The following is a 20,859-nucleotide window of genomic DNA, read 5'->3' as shown; positions in this document are numbered from 1 at the left end:
GACCCCAGCCTGTCACGTCCTCCGGCGACAGGAGCGAGCGACCCGCAGACCCTCGGCGCGATGCCGAGGGTCTCGCCCTCAGCGCGCCGAGAGCCCGGCGACAGCCTCGGCGACCGACACGGTCTCCCGCTCGCCGGTGCTGCGATCCCACAGCTCGACCTGGCCGTCTGCAGCACCTCGTCCGACGATGACGATCTTCGGTACGCCGACGAGCTCCGCATCGCCGAACTTCACGCCGGGCGAGACCTTGGGGCGGTCGTCGTAGAGCACGTCGAGGCCCGCCGACTCGAGCTGGGCCGCGATGCCCTCCGCGACGTCGAATGCGACCTGATCGCGCCCTGCGGCGACCACGTGCACATCGAACGGGGCGACGGACGCCGGCCAGATGAGGCCCTTGTCATCGTTGTGCAGCTCGGCGATGATCGCGAGGATGCGGGTGACACCGATGCCATACGAACCCATCGTGACGGTGACCAGCTTGCCGTTCTCGTTCAGGACCTTCAGGCCCAGGGTCTCGGCGAAGAAGCGTCCGAGCTGGAAGACGTGGCCGATCTCCATGCCACGGGCGAGCTCGACCGGACCCGATCCGTCGGGGGCCGGGTCGCCGGCGCGGACGTTCGCGATCTCGATGATGCCGTCGGCGACGAAATCGCGGCCGGCGATGACCGAGTGCGCGTGCTTCTCGTCCATGTTCGCGCCGGTGATCCAGCTCGTCCCCTCGGAGACGCGGGGGTCCACGAGGTAGCGGATTCCGGTGGCGGACTCCTCGCCGAGCACGGCGCCGGTCAGCGACCACGGACCGATGTAGCCCTTGACCAGGAGCGGGTTGTTCTCGAAATCGTCTTCGTTGGCGGTGGAGACCTCTGCGGGAGCGAAGGCGACCTCGGCTCGCTTCTCGTCGACCTCTCGGTCGCCGGGGATACCGACGATCACCAGCTCACGCGTGCCGTCGACATGGGTGAGGGCGAGCACGACATTCTTCAGCGTGTCTGCCGCGGTGTACTCCCCCTCGAGGTTCGCGTTGCAGTGCGCGACCAGGGTGTCGATCGTGGGAGTGTTCGGGGAGTCGAAGATCACCGGCGCGGCATCCGCGTCGAAGGCGATCGCGTCAGGCACGGCTGTCGTGAAGGCCTCGACGTTGGCGGCGTAGCCGCCGGCGGAACGCACGAAGGTGTCTTCACCGACGGGAGTCGGGTGCAGGAACTCCTCGCTGCGCGCGCCGCCCATCAGACCGTTGTCGGCCGCGACGATCACGTATTCGAGGCCGAGCCGCTGGAAGATCCGCTCGTAGGCATCGCGCTGAGACTGGTAGCTGACCTCGAGCCCGGCATCCGATGCATCGAACGAGTAGGCATCCTTCATCGTGAATTCGCGCCCGCGCAGCAGACCGGCGCGGGGGCGCGCCTCGTCGCGGTACTTGTCCTGGATCTGATAGATCGTCAGCGGCAGATCCTTGTAGGAGGAGTAGAGGTCCTTCACCAGGAGGGTGAACATCTCCTCGTGGGTCGGCGCGAGCAGGTAGTCGGCGCCCTTGCGGTCCTGCAGACGGAAGATGCCGTCGCCGTAGGACTCCCACCGGCCGGACTGTTCGTAGGGATCGCGGGGCAGCAGCGCGGGAAAATGCACTTCCTGTGCGCCGGCATTCGCCATCTCATCACGGACGATGCTCTCGATCTTCGCCTTGACCTTCAGCCCCAGTGGAAGCCACGTGAAGACGCCGGGCGCGGCACGGCGGATGTAGCCGGCGCGCACGAGCAGACGGTGGCTGGTGACCTCCGCATCGGCGGGGTCTTCACGGAGCGTACGGAGAAAGAAGTTCGAAAGACGAGTGACCACGGGCCAAGTCTAGTGACCCGTGGCACCCGTCCTCGTTGAGTGCGGAGCGGCCGTAGCTCAGTTGAGCGCGGGGAGCCCTGTGGGCACGACGCCGCCTGCGTACAGGCTCGAGGCCAAGTCCTGAAGAGCAGTCAGGGCGACGCGTTGCGGAAGCGGACCGAACGAGATCCGCGCCACTCCGAGCGTTTCGTACGCAGATGCAGCGAGAGCGCCGGGGACACCGATCACACTGATCTTCCGCTCCCCGATGCCGTCGACGAGCTGGCGGGTCACATTCGCGTCCAGCAGACCCGGCACGAAGATGCAGGTCGCACCGGCGTCGAGGTAGGCACGTCCACGCTGGATCGCGTCGGCGATGCTCTCCTCGATCGGGCGGTGACCTGCGCGGACGAAGGCGTCGGTGCGGGCGTTGAGCACGAAGGGAACACCCTCGGCCTCCGCCGCCTTGACGACCGCTTCGACGTTCGCCACGGACTCGTCCAGCGGCTTGAGGCGATCCTCGATGTTCGCACCGACGACTCCTGCGGCGATCGCCAGGCGTGTGGTCTCCCCCGCGTCACCGTAGCCGTCGTCGAGGTCGGCCGTCACCGGGAACTCCACGGCCGCAGCGATACGGCCGACCATGTCGAGCATGATGTCGCGCGGAATGTTGCCGTCGGCGTATCCGAAGGTCGCGGCGATTCCGTGGCCCGCCGTGGCGATCGCCGTGGTCTCGGGAAGGCCGGCGACGGCTCGCGCCGACACGACATCCCACACGTTGATCACACGGAGGATCTCTGGTGCCTCATAGAGTCCGACAAGGGCCTGAGCTTTGGATGCTGTGGTCATGCGTCAACGCTAACGCGGCTCGGCGGGTTGCGGGGTGGATGACCGGTCTTCAGCCGGCAGCCTCGGTCTGCGGTCGTCGGCCTTCAGCCGGCGGTCAGCGGCGTGCCCGGCGGACCAGCGCGCCATACGCGCGCATGAGCTGCGGCACGACGAGATAGACGGCCAGCGGAACGACGACGATCGTCAGGACGAACGCGCGGAGCACGGGGTGCCATCCCTCGGCGAAGGGCGCGATGGCGAAGAAGCCGAGGGTGACGAGCGGGAAGATGGCGAGCCAGGTGATGATCGCCCGTACATGCACGGACGGCGGGCGTGGGGCATCGACCGGGGGCGCGATCTCGGTGGGGGCAGACTGGGACATGGGGGCCTTTCGGTGGTTGTCGGAGTTCACGCCGCGGCGGCGGCGTCGAGATTCAGTTGCAGAAGCCATCCGTTGATGGCGATGGCGGCGGCGCTTCCGGCACCCGCTGCGGTGATGACCTGAGCTGTGGGGGTGACGACGTTGCCCGCAGCCCAGATGCCGGGGACGCTGGTGTGGCCGAAGCCGTCCGTGCGGATGAGTCCACTGGTGTCGTCGACGTCGCAGCCGAGGGTTCGCGGGAGTCCGTCGCGTGGGCGTTGACGCGGTGCGATGAACACCGCGTCACAGTCGACGACCTCACCATCGGTGAGGGCGATCCCATCCAAGCCCCCATCATCACCCGTCAGATGAGACACGGTTTCGTCCACCACCTGCACGCCGAACGATGCGAGTCGATGCCGCTCCGTCTCGGAGAGTTCGATTCCGTTCGTGATGAACGAGACGCGGTCGCTGTAACTGCGCAGCAACGCCGCCTGCTTGATCGACATCTCGCGGATAACCCCGCCGACGACGGCGATATTCCGCCCCAGGACCTCATGGCCGTGGCAGTACGGGCAGTGATGCACGAGGGTGCCCCACCGCTCACGCACCCCGGGGAGGTCGGGCAGCTCATCGACGAGACCAGTGGCGATCAGGATCGCCCGCGCTTTCTCGCTAGACCCATCGGTCGAAACCACGAAGGTCCCGTCGCTTTCACGATCGATCCTCGTCACGTCGGCATGGCGAACGGATGCGCCGTACCGTGCCAGTTCGTCACCGCCTGCCGCGAGAAACTCGGCGGGAGAGAGGCCGTCGCGAGAGACGAAGCCGTGCATGTGAGGCGCCGGCGCATTCCGCTGTTCCCCGCTGTCGATCAACAGCACATCCACCTGCGCTCTGGCGAGCACGAGTCCCGCGCTGAGGCCGGCCGCTCCGCCCCCGATGATGATGACGTCGTGGCGATCGTTTGTTTTCATAGGGCCAGATTGGCCGCGCTCACCCTGAAGTCGGGAATTCTGTTGCCGAAAGTGGAACGGCGTGCTTTGCTCGACGGGTGAGCACGACGCAACGCATCGAGACCGAACTCAGCCAAGTCGCTCCGAGGCTTCGCCAGGCGCGTCAGAAGAGAGGCATGACGCTCGAGGAACTGGCGGTGGAGACCGGTATCTCCAAGAGCACACTCTCCCGTCTCGAATCAGGCCAGCGCCGACCGAGCCTTGAGCTCCTGCTTCCGGTCGTCGCAGCCCTGTCGGTGCCGTTCGACGAGATCGTCCGCTCCCCCCGCGTCGAGGACCCGCGCGTGACGCCGCGAGCGACTCGAGCGGACGGAAGAACTCTCACTCGATTGTCTGCTTCGAAGGGCGAACCGCAGGCGTTCAAGATCACCATCCCCGCAACAGAACGGCAACCGGTGCTTCGCACGCACACCGGCTACGAGTGGATCTACGTCTTGGACGGTCGGCTCCGACTCATCCTCGGTGACCACGACGTCGTGATGGGTCCCGGTGAAGTCGCGGAGTTCGACACCAAGAACCTGCACTGGTTCGGCTCGACCGGCGCAGGACCCGTCGAGATCCTCAGTTTGTTCGGCAAGCACGGGGAGCGGATGCACGTACGAGCGCGCACCCGCCCGGCTTCGGCCTGATCTGGGAACGGCGACCTCAAATGGTCCTCAAACGGACGCGCCGCGGGGCGTAAGTTGAATCGCCGTTCGGGAACTCACATCCTCTATCTCAGTGAGTGTTGTTCCTGGATGCCGTTAACCGCTCGCCCTAGTCAAGTTAGAGTCGCTGCATGCGAGCGCGTCCGACCGACCCAAGGGACCAGACGTCTCAAGTCGACGATCCGAGCTACCGTGTGTATTTCTGGGCTGATGATGCTGGCACAAAAGAGGAATGGGAGCTATCGGAGACTGACATCTCCGAGGTGCTGGACTGGATCTCCACGCGCGCAAATGGTCGCTCTCACAGTCTCTGGGCGGTGACGAGATCGGCGGGCCGTGTCTGCTTGATCCGTCTTCGCGGCATCGATCTTGATGCCCGTCGCGACTCCTGGCCGGCCTGGGCTGACGAGGCTCGCTAGCCGTACTATCCGACGGACTCTTCCTGATGCCGTACAGGCACAAGACGAAGGCCGGCGCGAACGGTCCGGTGCGCGCCATGTCGATCGGTCCCGCCTGAATCCCAGGCGCTATCGAGCCGCAGCCGTGCCCATGCCCGTGCCTCTCGATCGCGCCACAGACGATCGTTATGACCAACTCGTGTGGCCGACGCGCAATGCGAGACGGTGAGACGGGTGACCGGTGACGGGCGACGGGTGACGGGGTCGCATGATGGACGGCAGCGCGTCGAAACGTGGTTCCGGAGCACTCGTTCTCCTCGAATTCGAGTCGTTATCCAGCCGTGATCTGCTGCGCTGTTTTCTAGCCCTGATCTGGGGTTGGAATGTCGGTGGCCCCTGGTGTACTGGGGTTATGGCGGCGTTGATGGATGCGACAGTGGAGCAGGTGGCGACGCTGGGCGCGCTCACTGATTCTGTCGTGGAGATCGAGCGCACGATCAGTAGTCTGCAGGCGGCACGGGATGGTCTTCTCGCTCTCGGCTCCCGGGTCGCTCTTGATGTCGCCCAGCAGGCCGGGCACCCCGATTACGGCGACATGGCGTTGCGGGCGGTCGCGGCGGAGATGGGGGCGGCGCTGCGGGTCAGTGACCGGACGGTGCAACGACGGATGTCTGAAGCGTCGTTCCTGGTGGAGCAGTTCCCGTCGGTGTGGCAGGCGCAGGGTGCCGGGCGGATCAGCGCTGGACATGCCCGAGTGATCATCGACGCCGGCGCACACCTGGACGATCCCGCGGATCGGGATGCGTATGCGGAGCAGATGATCGGGTTCGCGGAGACGGAGTCCCCGAACCGGGTGGCTCGGATGGCCCGCCGGGTCGCGGAACGTTTCCAACCGCGGTCGATCGATGAGCGACACCAGGACGCCCGCGACCGGCGCGGCGCCTGGATGAAAGACCGGGCGGATGGGCAGGCGGAGTTCGGGCTGGTCGGCCCGGCCGCGCTCGTGCACGGCGCCTTCGACAGGCTCACCGGGATGGCGAAAGACGCGCAGGGTGCTCCGTCCGGCGACGGCGAGGGCATCGGAAACAATGAGGGTGCCGCCGATCCGCGGACGATCGATCAACTCCGTTGCGACCTCGCCCTTGACCTGCTGCTCACTGGGGCGCCCGCCGGTCACGACACCTCTGACGGGCTGCTCGCCGCGATCACCGCGCACGTGTCCGTGACCGTCCCGGTGACCACGCTGATCGGCACCGGGACCACCCCGGCGGAGTTGGATGGGCGGGTCCCGATCGACACCGCCACCGCTAAGGCACTTGCCGGGGCGGCATCCGGGTGGGATCGCATCCTCACCCACCCGATCACCGGAAACCTCCTCGCCGTCGACCGCTACCGGCCCAGTGCGCACCTCAAACGACACCTGAAAGCCCGCGATCAACGCTGCCGGTTTCCGACCTGCGGGCTCCCCGCCCGAGACTGCGACATCGACCACCATCAAGACGCCGCCCTCGGCGGTGCGACCACCGTGGACAATCTCGGCGACCTCTGTCGCCGACACCACGTCCTCAAACACCACTCCCCGTGGCACGTCGAACAACTCGACACCGGGGTCTACGCCTGGACCAGCCCCACCGGCAAGGTCTACCTCGACCGACCCCCACCCCAGAACACCGTCACCTTCACCGAAGACGACACCCCACCACCCTTCTGACGTCGAGTCGCGCATTCGCGCGCTTCGCCAGGGCATATCGTCGGGGCACATAGTGTGGGTTTCATGCCTCAACGCCGATCACATGTAGCTCCCTCCGCCGCACAGACCGAGCTGGCGGCGGCGCTCGCGACGCTGCGCGAGTCGCTGGATGCGCCCGTAGAGTTCCCTGCATCCGTTCTCGCTGAGGCCGAAGCCGCAACGGCACCGGTACCGGAACTCGATTTGCGTGACATCCCCTTCGCTACCCTCGATCCCCTGGGCGCGCGCGATCTGGATCAGGCGTTTCACCTCGAGCGCCACGGCTCCGGTTACACGGTGAGGTACGCGATCGCAGACGTGCCCAGCTTCATCACGCCGGGCGGAGCGGTGGATACCGAAGCACGCCGGCGCGGCCAGACGCTGTACGCCGCGGACGGCAGGATCCCCCTGCATCCGCCCGTCCTCAGCGAGGACCGGATCTCTCTGCTGCCCGAAGCCGACCGACCGGCGCTGGTGTGGACGTTCGAGCTCGACAGCGCCGGCGTCGTCACCGATTTCCGGCTCGAGCGCGCCCTCATCCGCTCACGCGTGCAGCTGGACTACGTCTCCACCCAACAATCGCTGGACCGCGGCGAAGAGGGGCCAGCCTCGCTCCTCCCGGAAATCGGTGCGCTGCGCCTGGAGCAGGAACGTCTGCGCGGTGGCGCGAGCCTGAATCTCCCGGACGACGAGGTCGTGCGAAACCCTGACGGCCGATACGCCATCGAACGGCGCCACCCGCTGCCGGTCGAGGAGTGGAACGCCCAGCTCTCGCTGATGACCGGGATGGCCGCAGCCTCTCTGATGCTGGAAGCCGGCGTCGGAATCCTGCGCACGATGCCAGAGCCCGATGAGAAATCGTTCGAATCCTTCCGCCGACAGACCGAGGCGCTCGGTCGCCCATGGACCACGGGCACCTACGGCGAGTACCTCCGCGCACTGGACCGGAACGATCCGATGACCCTGCCGGTGCTCGAAGCGGCCGCCATGCTGTTCCGCGGCGCCGGATATCTGCCGTTCGACGGCACATCGCCGACGGATGCCGAGCAAGCCGCGATCGCCGCCCCCTATGCGCACGCCACGGCACCGCTGCGGCGTCTCGTCGACCGCTGGGTACTGACGATCTGCCTCGCCGTCTCGAACGGGAAAGACGTCCCCGACTGGGCACGGGAGTCGCTCGACGAGCTGCCCGCCCTGATGCAGGCATCCGGGCAGCGCGCGTCGCAGCTGAACAACGCGACGATCAACTGCGTCGAAGCCGCGCTGCTGACGCCCTTGGTCGGGTCCGTGATCGAAGCGACAGTGATCGAGCTGCGGGAGGATCGAGCGACGATCCAGATCGCGGACCCTGTGGTGACGGCATCCGCTCCGGTCCCCGCAGGCGCAGCGCCCGGCGATGCGATCTCACTGCGACTGGTGCGCGCCGACATCGCGCGCGGAGAAGTGGAGTTCGCCCTCCCGAAAGATGGTCCTGGTGACCTGCCTCGTTGACTGGCAGGTGACTGGCGGGTGACTGGCGGCACAGTGGCGGGTCGATGACGTGGCCATGGCGGCAGGAGCTGAACGAGCATGATTTCCATGAACACGACACGAATCATCGAACTCCGCCAGACACAGGGCTGGACGCAGGAACGGCTCGCGAACGAGAGCGGCGTCGGCCTCCGCACCGTTCAGCGGCTGGAAGCAGGACAGGACGCGAGCCTCGAAACGCTGTCCCTTGTCGCCGAAGCGCTGCACGTCTCGGTGCGGGAACTGTTCACCGTCATCGACGACGCCGATCTGAGCAACCGTGTCGACTCGTTGGAGGACCGCAGAGTCGAACAGCAGACGGCACGTGACCGGATCAGCGGCGCCTGGCGATGGCTCTACATCGGTATCGGCATCGTCCTCACCTTCGTGAGCTTCACCTTCTCGTACGGACTGGTGCTGTTCCTCTCCTACTGGATCGGGGGCTACATCATCCTGGTCGCGATCCGCCGGATCTATCTCGAGCCGCACCTCGACATGAAGTTCCCCCTGTCCCGCGGGAAATCGAAGACGAAGGCCGCCGTCCGCTGAGCGCTGAGCGCTGAAGCCAGGGACGTAGGCTCGCATTCATGCCGAAGTCACCATACGTAGAGAAGCTCCGCGCACACATCGGCCATGATCTGCTGCTTCTCCCCGCTGTCACCGCCGTCATCCGTGACGGCGACCGGTTCCTGCTGGCACGGCCGCACGGGTCGAAGCTCTGGGGTCTGATCGGCGGTGGCATCGAGCCTGGAGAGAGCCCGGAGGATGCCGTCGCTCGCGAGGTCCTCGAAGAGCTGGGTGTCAGGCCCGTTGTCGGCAACCTCGTCGGAGCGTTCGGCGGGGCCGACCTGATCATCGACTACCCCAACGGCGACCGCGTCGGATACACCACGGTCGCATTCGAGTGCGAACTCCCTGCTCGTACTGAGCTGATCCTCGAGGAAGATGAACTCGTCGAAGTCGGCTGGTTCGAGCGATCCGCGATGGCAGATCTCCCAATGCAGCCCGGCGTCATGCGGATGCTGGGTGACGCGACCCGCAGTCGTGCGACTCCAGGCAGAGCGATCATCGAGAAGGCAGTCTGCTACGTCGTCTCCGACGACCACCTCCTGGTGTTCACCCACGACGACGTACCGCTCACCGTGACCGGCGTGCAGGTTCCTGCAGGCACGGTCCGAGCCCGAGAGTCAGCGGGCGACGCTGCCGTGCGAGAGCTCTTCGAGGAGACCGGACTGCGAGGGAGCGTCGTTCGTCCACTCGGGTCAGCGGACTATGACCTCGCCCCGACACGGTCTGAGATCGCCCGGAGACACTTCTTCCTGATGCGCGTCGATGCGACAGACATGCGCGCTTCGTGGGTTGCCGGAGAGACCGATCCGGAGGGCGGAGGTCCGGCCCAGACGTGGACCTGCCGCTGGATCCCGCTCGCGCAGGCACACGTCCTCGCCGCCGGCCTCGGCGCGAAGCTCGGTGAAATCATGACCCTGTCGAAGGACGAGCTCACGCCGCAGGCACCGCTGTCGTCGTCATCACCAGCATCTGCGGATCGTTGAGATCCAGCGACACCGAGATGGCCGAGAACTCCGCGAGCGACGCCACGTGCGTTCCGCCGCACAGAATCACAGCCTCACCCTCGGGGAGGTCGCAGTGCCACCGGCGGCGATCGACGATGGTGGGCCCATCGACCTCGATCCGGCTGCGGGCCGCGGATGCCACCCACACGGCGAGCTGCGCGTTGATGCGCTCCTCGCGCTCCAGCAGAGTCGCCGCGAACGTCTCCGTATCGAATCCGGCCCTGCGCAGGCTCTTGCCGAGCCGATACTCGTCGACGCTGCCATCATCGCCAATGCGGCTGGACTGATTCGCTCGACCCTCGAAATCGGGAGATCCCAGAGCGTCGACGCCCGGGTCCTTCCGCCACAGATCAGCGACGGCCAGATCCAAGGCGAGCGACGCCAGATGGCAGGCCGTGTGGCCGCGGCTGAGCGCAGCGCGACGCGCAGCATCCACTTCCGCAACAACCGTTGATCCCACGGTCAGCCAGTCCGGAGCATCCGTCGCGTCGATGCGATGCGCGACGAACCAGCTCCATCCCTCGCTCCCCCGTTTGATCGGGATCTCCGCACCGACGGCGAACTCGCCTTCATCGCTGCGCGCGGCCATCTCCGTCTCGGTGACGGACACTCGACCCACCTCGCCGACCAGCACACCTGTATCCCCCGGCTGATCGGGCCAGGTGTGATCGACGGGGTGGAAAGGCGTCGCATCCACGATGATCACCGCGCCATCCGGACGGCTTTCAGTCAGGACGACTTGCGCCTCGCCTCGCAGCTCTCCCGCGGCGAAGGTCACGATCGTATCGGTCACGGCACTGCTCTGCGTCATCGAATCCTTGCTCCACTCGTGGTCAACCGCCGCCGATCCAGTGCTCGAGCTGTTCGATCGGGGCATACCAGCCCAGATCCAGGATCAGTGTCTGCAGAGCCTTGTCGAGCCCCGCGATCACGGCGATTCCCACGATAACGAACAACACGCCGATCACCCGACGGAACCAGCCGCGGGGATCGGCCAGCCAACCGAGCCGACGCACCATGCGCCGGCCCAGCAGGCCCACCAGAAGCAGGGTGCCGGCCAGCCCTACCGCGTAGGCGACCACGTAGACCAAGCCCTCGGCGAACGAAACCGGCAGCACCGCGGCGACGATGAGCGCGTACGTGGGGCTGCAACTCGAGAAGACGGGACCGAGGGCCGCTCCGGTGAGCACGTCGCCCGCGATCCCCCGCCGTGATTGCGAGCTCTCGAGCATTTCGCCGCTGCGCTGCTGCAGGCGCAATCGCGCGGAGAGCCGGTCCCAGAGCACCGGAAAGAGCAGATCCACGCCGAGCAGGATGATGATCGTTCCCGAGATGATCTGCCAGACCGACGGCGGGATGCCGAGCAGCGCGGTCGTCGCCTTCAACGCAAGAGTGAACACGATGACACTCACGGCCAGGGAGGCGGCGATCGTGTACGGGCGCAGCCGGCTGCGCTTCTCGTCTCCGACGGCTGCTCCGCCGATGATGATCGGCAGCAGAGGCAGCACACACGGTGCGGCGACCGTCAGCACTCCGGCGGCCAGGCTCAGCAACAGGGACGCGGTCATCGAACGTCAGGGCGCCGCAGCGAGGAGTGATTCGATGGATGGCTCGTCGTACAGCACGGCGCTGGACAGCTTCTCCCCCTCGTCCCCGACGTACACGACCGTCGTCTGCAAGGTGACGCCGTACTTCTGACGCAGATCCACTCGATCGTCGTAGTCGACCTTGAACACGGTCACACCGTCGGGTGCGCCCTCGTTCCTGAGCTGCTCGTCGAGCGCACGGCACTGCGGGCACCACGTCGCATGGAAGAAGAGCACCTTGGTGCCGGGGGTGGCCTCGATCACCCCATCTCGGTAGTCCATGTAGACGCCCGTGATCGGCGCATCGTCCTCCGCAGACGGCTCGACGGCCGGAGCTACGGGCTCGGAAGGAGCAGGTTCGCTCGCCTCCACCGATGCGGGTGACGACGGCTCAGCGGACGGCATCGGCGCGCAGCCCGCGAGCAAGAGCGCGGTGATGGCGCCGGCCACGATGGCGATACGAGTCGCTGCACCGCGCATTGCACCTCCCGGAGAGATTCCGCTAACCGGTACGTTACTCCGCTCAGTGGTTCGGCGGGATGGTGAAACTGGCGAGCGTGAAGGTCAGACCGTGATGACCTGAGCGGAGCCGAGCGGAGAACCGGGCCCCATCTCGGCAGCGATGCGATTCGCCTCTTCGATGAGCGTCGCGACGATCTCCGCCTCGGGCACGGTCTTGATGACCTCGCCCTTCACGAAGATCTGTCCCTTGCCGTTGCCGGACGCGACGCCGAGGTCGGCTTCGCGCGCCTCACCCGGGCCGTTCACGACGCAGCCCATCACGGCGACGCGGAGCGGCACTGTCATGTCCTTGAGGCCCTCGGTGACATCTTCCGCGAGTGTGTAGACATCGACCTGAGCGCGACCGCATGACGGGCACGAAACGATCTCGAGCTTGCGCTCGCGCAGGTTCAGGGACTGCAGGATCTGGTGACCGACCTTGACCTCTTCGACCGGCGGCGCCGACAGCGAGACGCGGATCGTGTCCCCGATCCCCTCGGAGAGCAGGATGCCGAACGCGGTGGCGCTCTTGATGGTGCCCTGGAAAGCGGGGCCGGCCTCGGTGACGCCGAGGTGCAGAGGCCAGTCGCCGCGCTCGGAGAGCAGGCGGTAGGCCTTCACCATCACGATCGGGTCGTTGTGCTTGACCGAGATCTTGAAATCGTGGAAGTCGTGCTCTTCGAAGAGCGACGCCTCCCAGACGGCACTCTCGACGAGAGCCTCCGCTGTCGCCTTGCCGTGCTTCTGCAGGATTCGCCTGTCGAGGGAACCGGCGTTGACGCCGATGCGCAGAGAGACACCGGCAGCTTTCGCCGCCTCGGCGATCTTGCCCACGTTGCCGTCGAACTCGCGGATGTTTCCGGGGTTCACACGCACCGCGCCGCAACCGGCGTCGATCGCCGTGTAGATGTAGCGAGGCTGGAAGTGGATGTCGGCGATCACCGGGATCTGGCTCTTCATCGCGATGATCTTCAGAGCATCCGCGTCGTCCTGGTGCGGCACGGCGACGCGCACGATCTCGCATCCGGATGCCGTGAGCTCGGCGATCTGCTGCAGAGTGCCGTTGATGTCGGTGGTCTTCGTCGTCGTCATCGACTGCACGCTGACCGGGGCATCGCCCCCGACGAGCACCTTGCCGACCTTGATCTGACGGGTCTTGCGGCGAGGGGCGAGGACTTCGGGGATCTTCGGCATCCCAAGGTTCACTGCTGGCACACCCCAAGCCTACGCCGCCCGCATGCACGCGGGCTGGAAGCCGCCCATGTGACCTGACCCGTCATCCGGCCGAGCCGGGTACCGCTCGTGTGGTAGTTTCGGCCCATGCTCGCGAACGTCACCTGGTGGCCCGCCTCCTAGGCGGTGTGTTCGCGTTCCCACGAATCCAGACCGCCTCCGGGGCGGTCTTTTCGTTGGGCCGAGCCGGAGCACCGCACAGGAGACATCGATGACCCTCTCACGCCTCGCCGAGCTCACCGCAGATCCGGCGGCATCCTTCGTGCTCATCGCGCGCGACGGCGCCGACACCGTCGAGCTGCTCACCGGTGAAGTCTCCGACGTCGACCTCCTCGCCGACATCCCGCTCACCATCGACGGCACTCCCCGCGAGATCTTCGCCATGGTCCCGTACCGGCAGGTGCGCGAGCGCGGCTTCGTGGCGCAGGACGACGCGGCGCCCCTGCGCTGCCTGATCGTCGACGAGCACCTGGCCCTGCCGACCGCCGATCTCCTCGGCGAACTCCCGGAGGCGCCGATTCCGCTGCAGGACGCCGGCTTCGACATCAGCGACGACGACTACGCCACGATCGTCGAACGCGTCATAGCCGACGAGATCGGCCGGGGCGAGGGCGCGAACTTCGTGATCCGCCGAGACTTCACCGCGCGGATCGATGCCGACGACCGCACCGCCGCCCTCACCTGGTTCCGAGCGCTCCTCGCGCACGAGCGCGGCGCGTACTGGACGTTCCTCGTCGTCACACCGGGCCACATCGCTGTGGGTGCGAGCCCGGAAGCGCACGTCGTCGCTCGCGAGGGCATCGTCACCATGAACCCGATCTCCGGAACCTTCCGCCACCCGGCGGGTGGCGCCACCAAAGAGACGCTCATCGATTTCCTCTCTTCGACGAAGGAGACCGAGGAGCTCTTCATGGTGGTCGACGAGGAACTGAAGATGATGAGCGCCGTCTGCTCGGACGGCGGCCGCATCACGGGACCGCACCTGAAGGTGATGTCGCGTCTCACTCACACCGAATACATGCTCCGCGGACGCAGCCGCCTCGACCCGCGCGACATCCTCCGCGAGACGATGTTCGCCCCCACTGTCACCGGGTCGCCCATGCAGAACGCGTGCGCGGTGATCCGCCGGCACGAGCGCGCGCCCCGCGGCTACTATTCCGGAGTCGCTGCGCTGTTCACCCCGAACGCGGATGGCGGGCACGACCTCGACGCGCCGATTTTGATCCGCACCGTCTATCTGCAGAACGGCACCCTGCGCGTTCCGGTCGGCGCGACGCTGGTGCGCCACTCCGACCCCCACGGTGAGGTCAGCGAAACCCACGGCAAGGCCGCAGGAGTCCTGGGAGCCATCGGAGCGATCGACCGTGATCGCGTGGCCGAGGCGCGCAGCGATGCGGATGCTCCGACCGAGGAGCACGCGCTCGCGGACGACCCGGCGATCGCCGAGCTGCTCGCCTCGCGCAACAGCCGGCTCGCGGAATTCTGGCTGAACCCGCAGGACGATGGAGCACCCGGCCCCTTCACGGGGCGGACGGCGCTCGTGGTCGATGCGGAGGACCGGTTCACGACCATGCTCGCGCATCAGCTCCGGCACCTCGGTCTGGACGTCACGATCGCCGCCTGGAGCGAGGTCCGCGATCAGGATCTGGATGCCGCTGACCTCGTCGTCGCCGGCCCCGGACCCGGCGACCCCCGCGACGACGCCAATCCCCGGATCGCGCGCATGCGCGAGGTCGTCGCGCGACGCCTCGACCGCGACGCACCGCTGCTGGCCGTGTGCCTGAGCCACCAGATCCTCGCTGATCGGCTCGGTATCGCGCTCACCCCGCTGGACGCGCCGCACCAGGGCCTGCAGAAGTCCGTCCCGGTCTTCGGCGAGGACGCGTCGATCGGCTTCTACAACACCTTCACCGCCAGGGCGACGCCGGGAACGACGTCGATCATCGGAGCGGATGTCTCAGCCGATCCAGCGTCCGGAGACGTGTACGCGCTCCGAGGAGAGGGCTTCGCCTCCGTGCAGGGACACCTCGAGTCGATCCTGTCGCGCGACGGCATCCGCACCCTGGGGCGTCTGGTGTCGCACGCCCTGACCTGAACCTTTGCGGTCGTTGAGCGAGGAGCGCAGCGACGACACGAAACGCTCCCGCTACTGCAGGATGCTGATGGGCTTGAACACGTCGGCGACCAGCAGCAGCGCGCCCATGCCGATCAGCAGGGTCGCGACCACCACGGTCAACGGGACGAGTCTGGTCGCATCCACCGGAGCGGGAGGCGGACGACGGAACAGCTTCGCCCACACTCGGCGCACGCCCTCCCACAGCGCCACCACGACATGTCCGCCGTCCAGTGGCAGCAGCGGGATGAGGTTGAACACGAACAGCGCGATGTTGAGCGAGCCGAGCAGGCTCAGGAGCGTGGCGAAGCGGTTGAGAACGGGCGCCTCAGTGGCGGCCACTTCCCCGGCGAGACGTCCGACGCCGACCACGCTGAGAGGGCCGTTCGGGTCGCGCTCGCTCCCGGTGATGAGCGACGCTCCGACGTCCCAGAGACGCACCGGCAACGTCGCCACCAGAGTGGCGACGCGGGCGACATTGTCCATGGTGAGCTGCGGCCCCACCGGCAACGGCTGCGGAATCAGCCCCATCTGCGAGCCCATGCCCACGTAGCCGACCTCGCGGATGATCTCTTCGCCGTTCTCGTCGAGGACGGGCTGGCCGCTGGCGTCGGTGATCGTCCGCTCGGCCGCGATCGGCGTGATCGTCAGCTTCTCTTCGGCGCCGTCACGTCGAACGACGACGGCTAGCGACTCCCCCGGTGCAGCCTGCACGATGGCGGTCGCTTCGGCGAAGGTGGCGACCGGTTGCCCGTCGATCGAGACCAGAACGTCGCCGGGGAGGATCCCTGCGTCCGCGGCCGGCGATGCCGGGTCATCCGCCCGGCATTCCTTCTGCGTAGACCCCGCCGGCAGCACGCATTCGCTGACCGAGGCGATCGTGGTCGTCCCCTGCTGCAGGCCGATACCCGAAGCGAGCACGGTGAAGATGAGCACCGCCAGGATCAGGTTCATCAGCGGACCGCCGAGCATGACGATGACGCGCTTCCATACCGGAAGCCGGTAGAACACCCGATCTTCGGCGCCCTCCGCGATCGTCTCGTCGTTGGCCGAGCGGGCGTCCTGGATGAGCGTCCGGAACAGTCCGCGCGCAGGACCGGCATCCTTCGACGCCGGGTACATCCCCGACATCGAGATGAAACCACCCAGCGGCAGGAGCTTGAAGCCGTACTCGGTCTCGCCGAATCGCTTCGACCAGATGCGCGGCCCGAACCCGATCATGTACTGCCCGACGCGCACGCCGAACAGCTTGGCCGGCACGAGATGGCCGACCTCGTGCAGACCGATCGACAGACCGAGCCCGAGCAGCATGAACAGGATGCCGCCCACATACAGCAGGATTTCCACGTGCCCACGCTACTGCCCGATCCCTAGGAATCCGCCCGGCACCGTGCCGAGACGCGCATCCGATCCCCGTAGGCTGGTGAGGTGACTCCCCGCCAGCTGCGACTCCTGCGCGCAGCCTCGGCATCCACCGTCGCCACGCTCCTCGCTGCGGTGTCGCACACCCTCGGCGGCGGCGCGGCCCCGCATCCGCTTCTGGTGATCGCGCTCTCCGCGTTTCTCACCCCGCTCGCCGCCGCCCTGATCGGACCGAAGCAACGGCGAATCCGCGTGGCGACGACCGTCCTGGTCGCGCAGGCGGTGTTCCACCTCGTCTTCCTGCTCCTCGGCACCCCGAGCGACACCGACGTCGGTGTCGGCGGCGGCCACAGCCATCACCTGGACCTGTCGGCCCTGGGACCGATCGCGCCGTCCGTGGCACCCGATGCGGCGATGCTCGCGGCGCACATCGTCGCCGCAGCCCTCACGACCCTCCTCGTCTGGCACGGCGAACGGATGCTTCGCGGCGTCGCCCGATGGGTGCAGGCCGCGCTGCGTCGCGCGCTCCCCGTCGCGCCCGCCGAGCACAAGAGACCTCCGGCGCTGCACTCCACGCTGCGCCGGATCTCCGACACCGGCATCTCGGTCGTCGTCCTCCGACGCGGCCCTCCTGTGCTCTCCCGCGGCTGACCGCCGCACGAGCATCACCTCATTCCGCGGTTCGCGTGCCTTCGGCGCGCCCGCAATCGAGCACTCAGGAGAACACACATGTCCCGCACCATCCGCCGCGGCACCATCGCCACCGCAACCGCCGCCCTCACCGCCGGCCTCATCCTCGCGGCGCCCATCGCCGCGAGCGCCCACGTCGGGGTCAGTCCCGACGAACTCGTCGCCGGCGACCACGGCGTCCTCACCTTCTCGTTCTCTCACGGATGCGAGAACTCGCCGACGACTGCTCTGCGCATCACGATGCCGGAGGGCCTGGCATCCGTCGCACCCACCATGGACGGCGATTGGAGCATCGACGTCGAACGCGGCGACGATGGCCTGGTCAGTGCCGTCACCTACACGGCGATCACGCCGGTGCCGCACGACCTCCGCGGCGCGGTGAGCATGTCTGTCGGTCTCGAGGAGGACGGCCCGGAATCGCTGGCGTTCCCGGTCGTGCAGCAGTGCGTCGAGGGCAGCACCGAATGGACCCAGCTCGCCGAGGACGGCGAGGATCCGCACAGCCTCGACGCACCGGCACCGGTCGTCACCGTCGCCGCAGCGACCGCGGATCACTCCACGCACGACGCCGGCACGGCAGAAGATGCCTCGCAGACGCCTGCTCCCGAGCAGAGCGCCTGGGGCACGATCCTCGGCGCCGGTGGACTCGTGGCCGGCATCGCCGCGCTGGTCGTCGCCACGCTCGCGTTCCGTCGTCGAGTCTGACCGGAACGGACCCGTGAACCCGGTGCGACGTGCCGGGTTCACGGGCTCGCCGTGAGATCATGGATGCGCCATGTCGATTGAACAACAACCGAGCCTGCCCCCTGTGCTCCGCCCCGCGAACCCGCCGCGGCGTGAGCTCACCGAACTCGCCTCCCGATTCGCCCGCGAAGTGCGCGGCGACGCGAGCGGAGTCACCGTGACCGGCATCACCCTTGCCACGGCCGATCTCCGCCCCGGCGAGGCATTCGTCGCGATCCGAGGCGTGAACCGCCACGGCGCGGAGTTCGCTGCCACCGCTGCGGAGAAGGGCGCGGTCGCGGTCATCACCGATGAGGCGGGTGCCGCCATCGCCGCGCCGTCCGGTCTTCCGGTGCTCGTCGTCGACGATCCCCGCGGAATCCTCGGGGCTCTGAGCGCCTGGGTGTACGGCACCGGCGCCGACGATCCGCTTCCGCTGCTGTTCGCGACGACCGGCACGAACGGCAAGACCAGCGTCTCGCACCTGCTCGAAGGCATCCTCGATCAACTCGGCGCGGTCACCGGCCTTTCTTCGACGGCCGAGCGGCATATCGCCGGCGAGGTCATCGTGTCGCGTCTCACCACGCCAGAGGCATCCGAGATGCACGCGCTGCTCGCCCTGATGCGTGAGCGCGAGGTCGAGGCGGTCGCCGTCGAGGTCAGCGCCCAGGCACTCTCGCGCCACCGCGTCGACGGCATCCTGTTCGATGTCGCCGGCTTCACCAACCTCAGCCACGATCACCTCGACGACTACGCCGACATGGAGGAGTACTTCGAGGCCAAGCTGCCGCTGTTCCTGCCGGATCGCGCCCGCCGCGCCGTCATCTGCCTGGACTCCCCCTCCGGCGCGATCGTCGTCGAACGCGCAGGGATCCCGGCGGTCACCGTCGGCACGCCGTCGATCGCCGCCGATACCGAGGCAGCGGCTCGCGCCGACTGGGTCGTCGTCATCGACGAGGAACGCGCCACCGGCACGACGTTCACGATGTCTGGTCCGGACGCCCGCACGCTCACCACCACGGTGCCCGTCATCGGCCCCCACATGGCCGCGAACGCGGCGCTCGCGATCGTGATGCTGTTGGAGGGCGGCTACGCCTGGGAACGGATCACCGCGGCGCTGGAGCGCGACGGCGGCATCCGCGCCTACCTTCCCGGCCGCACCCAGCTCGTCTCCGGCGACCGTGGACCTGCGGTGTTCGTCGACTTTGGTCATTCTCCCGACGCCTTCGAGAAGACTCTCGCGGCAGTGCGCCGGGTGACGCCCGGACGCGTGCTGATGCTCTTCGGCGCCGACGGCGACCGCGACGCCAGCAAGCGGTTCGATATGGCACGCACGGCCGTCGAAGGCAGCGACATCCTCGTCGTCACCGACCACCATCCCCGATTCGAGAACCCGGAATCGATCAGGGCTACTCTGATCGAGGGTGCCCGCATCGCGCGACCGGATGCCGAGATCCACGAGTACTCGCCGCCGGAACGCGCGATCGTCGCTGCCGTGGGACTCGTCGGTGAAGGCGATGCGATCCTCTGGGCGGGTCCTGGGCACCAGGACTACCGCGACATCCGCGGAATGCGCACACCGTACTCGGCGCGTGAGCTCGCCCGCCGGGCCCTGAGGGCCGCCGGCTGGCCGGTTCCCGCGTCGCGCTGGCCGGTACCGTACTCCGACGAGGACTAGAGCCGGCTCAGGTCAGGCCGCGGCGATCAGCCGATCGGCCTTCTGTCGCGCCCAGACCTCGGCTTCGGCGAGCGACTCCACGGTGAGCTTCTCCGGGGGCTCATGCGCATCGACGACCCTCGCGATCGTGTCGACGATTCCGAGGAACGGCAGACGCCCCTCATGGAAGGCATCAACCGCCTGCTCGTTGGCCGCGTTGTAGACAGCCGGGAACGTCGCTCCTGCTCGGCCGACCGCCTTCGCCAAAGCCACGGCAGGGAATGCATCGTCGTCCAGCGGCTCGAACGTCCACGACGTCGCCTGCGTCCAATCCAGCGGGCGGCCCACTCCCCCGACGCGATCCGGCCAGTCCAGTCCGAGTGAGATCGGGAGGCGCATGTCGGGTGGCGACGCCTGGGCGATGGTCGAACCGTCGATGAACTCGACCATCGAGTGCACGATCGACTGCGGATGCACCACCACGGCGATGTCGTCGTACGCGATGTCGAACAGCAGATGCGCCTCGATGACCTCGAGTCCCTTGTTGACCAGCGTTGCCGAGTTGGTCGTCACCATCCGGCCCATGTCCCACGTCGGGTGCGCGAGGGCTTCCCCCGGCGTGACCTCGGCCATCTGCGCTCGACTGCGGCCACGGAACGGGCCCCCGGATGCTGTGACGACGAGGCGTCGCACCTCGTCGTGGCGGCCGCTGCGCAGCGCCTGCGCGAGGGCAGAATGCTCGGAGTCGACCGGCACGATCTGTCCTGGCGCGGCAGCGGCGAGCACGAGCTCTCCGCCGACGATCAGCGATTCCTTGTTGGCGAGTGCGAGCGTACGCCCGGCTTTCAACGCGGCGAGCGTGGACCCGAGGCCGATCGAGCCCGTGATGGCGTTGAGGACGACATCCGCCTCGACGTCGCGGACCAGTTGCTCGGCCTCCACCGCTCCGAGTGCGGTGTCTTCCACCCGGAACTGCGCCGCCTGCTCGCCGAGCATCTCGGCGTTGCTGCCGGCCGCGAGGCCGACGAGCTCGAACCGGCGCGGATTGGCGCGGATGACCTCCAGCGCCTGGGTGCCGATGGAACCTGTGGACCCGAGGACGATGACGCGACGCATG

Annotated in this window: 19 protein-coding genes; 9 read left to right on the top strand and 10 right to left on the bottom strand. The window is 67.5% G+C overall.

The window, feature by feature from the left end; genetic code table 11:
* Positions 1 to 78 precede the first annotated feature (78 nt).
* The 4 genes from MRBLWH12_RS03235 to MRBLWH12_RS03220 all read right to left on the bottom strand — a co-directional run bounded on the left by MRBLWH12_RS03235 (position 79) and on the right by MRBLWH12_RS03220 (position 3,981).
* Positions 79 to 1,836 (bottom strand): proline--tRNA ligase, encoded by a 1,758-nt coding sequence (locus tag MRBLWH12_RS03235; protein WP_341975154.1) that lies wholly within the window; start codon positions 1,834 to 1,836, stop codon positions 79 to 81.
* A 57-nt stretch (positions 1,837 to 1,893) separates the two neighbouring features.
* A complete protein-coding gene (locus MRBLWH12_RS03230; protein ID WP_363546049.1) occupies positions 1,894 to 2,664 on the bottom strand; it encodes an isocitrate lyase/PEP mutase family protein in 771 nt (256 codons plus the stop codon).
* 94 nt (positions 2,665 to 2,758) lie between these two features.
* On the bottom strand, positions 2,759 to 3,025 hold the full coding sequence (locus MRBLWH12_RS03225; RefSeq protein ID WP_341975156.1) for a hypothetical protein: 267 nt from the start codon (positions 3,023 to 3,025) through the stop codon (positions 2,759 to 2,761).
* Between the two features lie 26 nt (positions 3,026 to 3,051).
* A complete protein-coding gene (locus MRBLWH12_RS03220) occupies positions 3,052 to 3,981 on the bottom strand; it encodes an NAD(P)/FAD-dependent oxidoreductase (RefSeq protein ID WP_363546046.1) in 930 nt (309 codons plus the stop codon).
* Between the two features lie 77 nt (positions 3,982 to 4,058).
* Here MRBLWH12_RS03220 and MRBLWH12_RS03215 point away from each other — a divergent pair, with 77 nt between their 5' ends.
* The 5 genes from MRBLWH12_RS03215 to MRBLWH12_RS03195 all read left to right on the top strand — a co-directional run bounded on the left by MRBLWH12_RS03215 (position 4,059) and on the right by MRBLWH12_RS03195 (position 9,856).
* Positions 4,059 to 4,649 carry a helix-turn-helix domain-containing protein gene (locus MRBLWH12_RS03215; RefSeq protein WP_363546043.1) on the top strand — a complete coding sequence of 197 codons (591 nt, stop codon included), beginning with the start codon at positions 4,059 to 4,061 and terminating at the stop codon, positions 4,647 to 4,649.
* 840 nt (positions 4,650 to 5,489) lie between these two features.
* Positions 5,490 to 6,776: an HNH endonuclease signature motif containing protein gene (locus tag MRBLWH12_RS03210; RefSeq protein WP_363546040.1), complete on the top strand. Its 1,287-nt coding sequence runs from the start codon at positions 5,490 to 5,492 to the stop codon at positions 6,774 to 6,776.
* A gap of 63 nt (positions 6,777 to 6,839) precedes the next feature.
* Entirely contained in the window at positions 6,840 to 8,285 is a 1,446-nt protein-coding gene (locus MRBLWH12_RS03205) for an RNB domain-containing ribonuclease (protein ID WP_363546037.1), read from the top strand.
* Positions 8,286 to 8,372: 87 nt separating this feature from the next.
* Positions 8,373 to 8,852 carry a helix-turn-helix domain-containing protein gene (locus MRBLWH12_RS03200; RefSeq protein ID WP_363546034.1) on the top strand — a complete coding sequence of 160 codons (480 nt, stop codon included), beginning with the start codon at positions 8,373 to 8,375 and terminating at the stop codon, positions 8,850 to 8,852.
* A gap of 38 nt (positions 8,853 to 8,890) precedes the next feature.
* A complete protein-coding gene (locus MRBLWH12_RS03195; protein WP_363546032.1) occupies positions 8,891 to 9,856 on the top strand; it encodes an NUDIX domain-containing protein in 966 nt (321 codons plus the stop codon).
* Here the strand turns inward: MRBLWH12_RS03195 and MRBLWH12_RS03190 are convergent.
* From MRBLWH12_RS03190 to ispG, 4 genes are all read right to left on the bottom strand, one after another.
* Positions 9,804 to 10,688 carry a hypothetical protein gene (locus tag MRBLWH12_RS03190; RefSeq protein ID WP_363546029.1) on the bottom strand — a complete coding sequence of 295 codons (885 nt, stop codon included), beginning with the start codon at positions 10,686 to 10,688 and terminating at the stop codon, positions 9,804 to 9,806. The two genes, MRBLWH12_RS03195 and MRBLWH12_RS03190, sit on opposite strands and share 53 nt — an antisense overlap.
* Positions 10,689 to 10,710: 22 nt before the next feature.
* Positions 10,711 to 11,445 (bottom strand): cytochrome c biogenesis CcdA family protein, encoded by a 735-nt coding sequence (locus MRBLWH12_RS03185; protein WP_363546027.1) that lies wholly within the window; start codon positions 11,443 to 11,445, stop codon positions 10,711 to 10,713.
* A gap of 6 nt (positions 11,446 to 11,451) precedes the next feature.
* On the bottom strand, positions 11,452 to 11,943 hold the full coding sequence (locus tag MRBLWH12_RS03180) for a thioredoxin family protein (RefSeq protein WP_363546024.1): 492 nt from the start codon (positions 11,941 to 11,943) through the stop codon (positions 11,452 to 11,454).
* 84 nt (positions 11,944 to 12,027) lie between these two features.
* Positions 12,028 to 13,179 (bottom strand): flavodoxin-dependent (E)-4-hydroxy-3-methylbut-2-enyl-diphosphate synthase, encoded by a 1,152-nt coding sequence (gene ispG / locus MRBLWH12_RS03175; RefSeq protein WP_363546021.1) that lies wholly within the window; start codon positions 13,177 to 13,179, stop codon positions 12,028 to 12,030.
* 229 nt (positions 13,180 to 13,408) lie between these two features.
* On the opposite strand from ispG, the gene MRBLWH12_RS03170 reads away from it, so the two are divergent.
* A complete protein-coding gene (locus MRBLWH12_RS03170; protein WP_363546018.1) occupies positions 13,409 to 15,292 on the top strand; it encodes a chorismate-binding protein in 1,884 nt (627 codons plus the stop codon).
* 51 nt (positions 15,293 to 15,343) lie between these two features.
* Here the strand turns inward: MRBLWH12_RS03170 and MRBLWH12_RS03165 are convergent, their stop codons facing one another.
* Positions 15,344 to 16,657, bottom strand: coding sequence for a M50 family metallopeptidase (locus MRBLWH12_RS03165; RefSeq protein WP_363546016.1), 1,314 nt, complete (start codon positions 16,655 to 16,657; stop codon positions 15,344 to 15,346).
* 81 nt (positions 16,658 to 16,738) lie between these two features.
* Between MRBLWH12_RS03165 and MRBLWH12_RS03160 the strand changes: the two genes are divergently transcribed.
* The 3 genes from MRBLWH12_RS03160 (at position 16,739) to MRBLWH12_RS03150 (ending at position 19,763) form a co-directional block, all read left to right on the top strand.
* Positions 16,739 to 17,323, top strand: a complete 585-nt coding sequence (locus MRBLWH12_RS03160; RefSeq protein ID WP_363546014.1) for a hypothetical protein — start codon at positions 16,739 to 16,741, stop codon at positions 17,321 to 17,323.
* Between the two features lie 78 nt (positions 17,324 to 17,401).
* The gene (locus MRBLWH12_RS03155) at positions 17,402 to 18,067 is read left to right on the top strand and encodes a YcnI family protein (RefSeq protein WP_341975170.1); all 666 of its coding nucleotides are present in this window, start codon (positions 17,402 to 17,404) and stop codon (positions 18,065 to 18,067) included.
* 70 nt (positions 18,068 to 18,137) lie between these two features.
* Positions 18,138 to 19,763, top strand: coding sequence for a Mur ligase family protein (locus MRBLWH12_RS03150; RefSeq protein ID WP_363546011.1), 1,626 nt, complete (start codon positions 18,138 to 18,140; stop codon positions 19,761 to 19,763).
* A 12-nt stretch (positions 19,764 to 19,775) separates the two neighbouring features.
* On the opposite strand, the gene dxr is transcribed toward MRBLWH12_RS03150, so the two are convergent.
* On the bottom strand, positions 19,776 to 20,858 hold the full coding sequence (gene dxr, locus MRBLWH12_RS03145; protein WP_363546008.1) for a 1-deoxy-D-xylulose-5-phosphate reductoisomerase: 1,083 nt from the start codon (positions 20,856 to 20,858) through the stop codon (positions 19,776 to 19,778).
* Position 20,859: the final 1 nt, after the last annotated feature.

The sequence above is a fragment of the Microbacterium sp. LWH12-1.2 genome (assembly GCF_040675825.1).
Lineage (GTDB): Bacteria > Actinomycetota > Actinomycetes > Actinomycetales > Microbacteriaceae > Microbacterium.
This window is presented reverse-complemented; position numbering and strand designations above follow the sequence as displayed.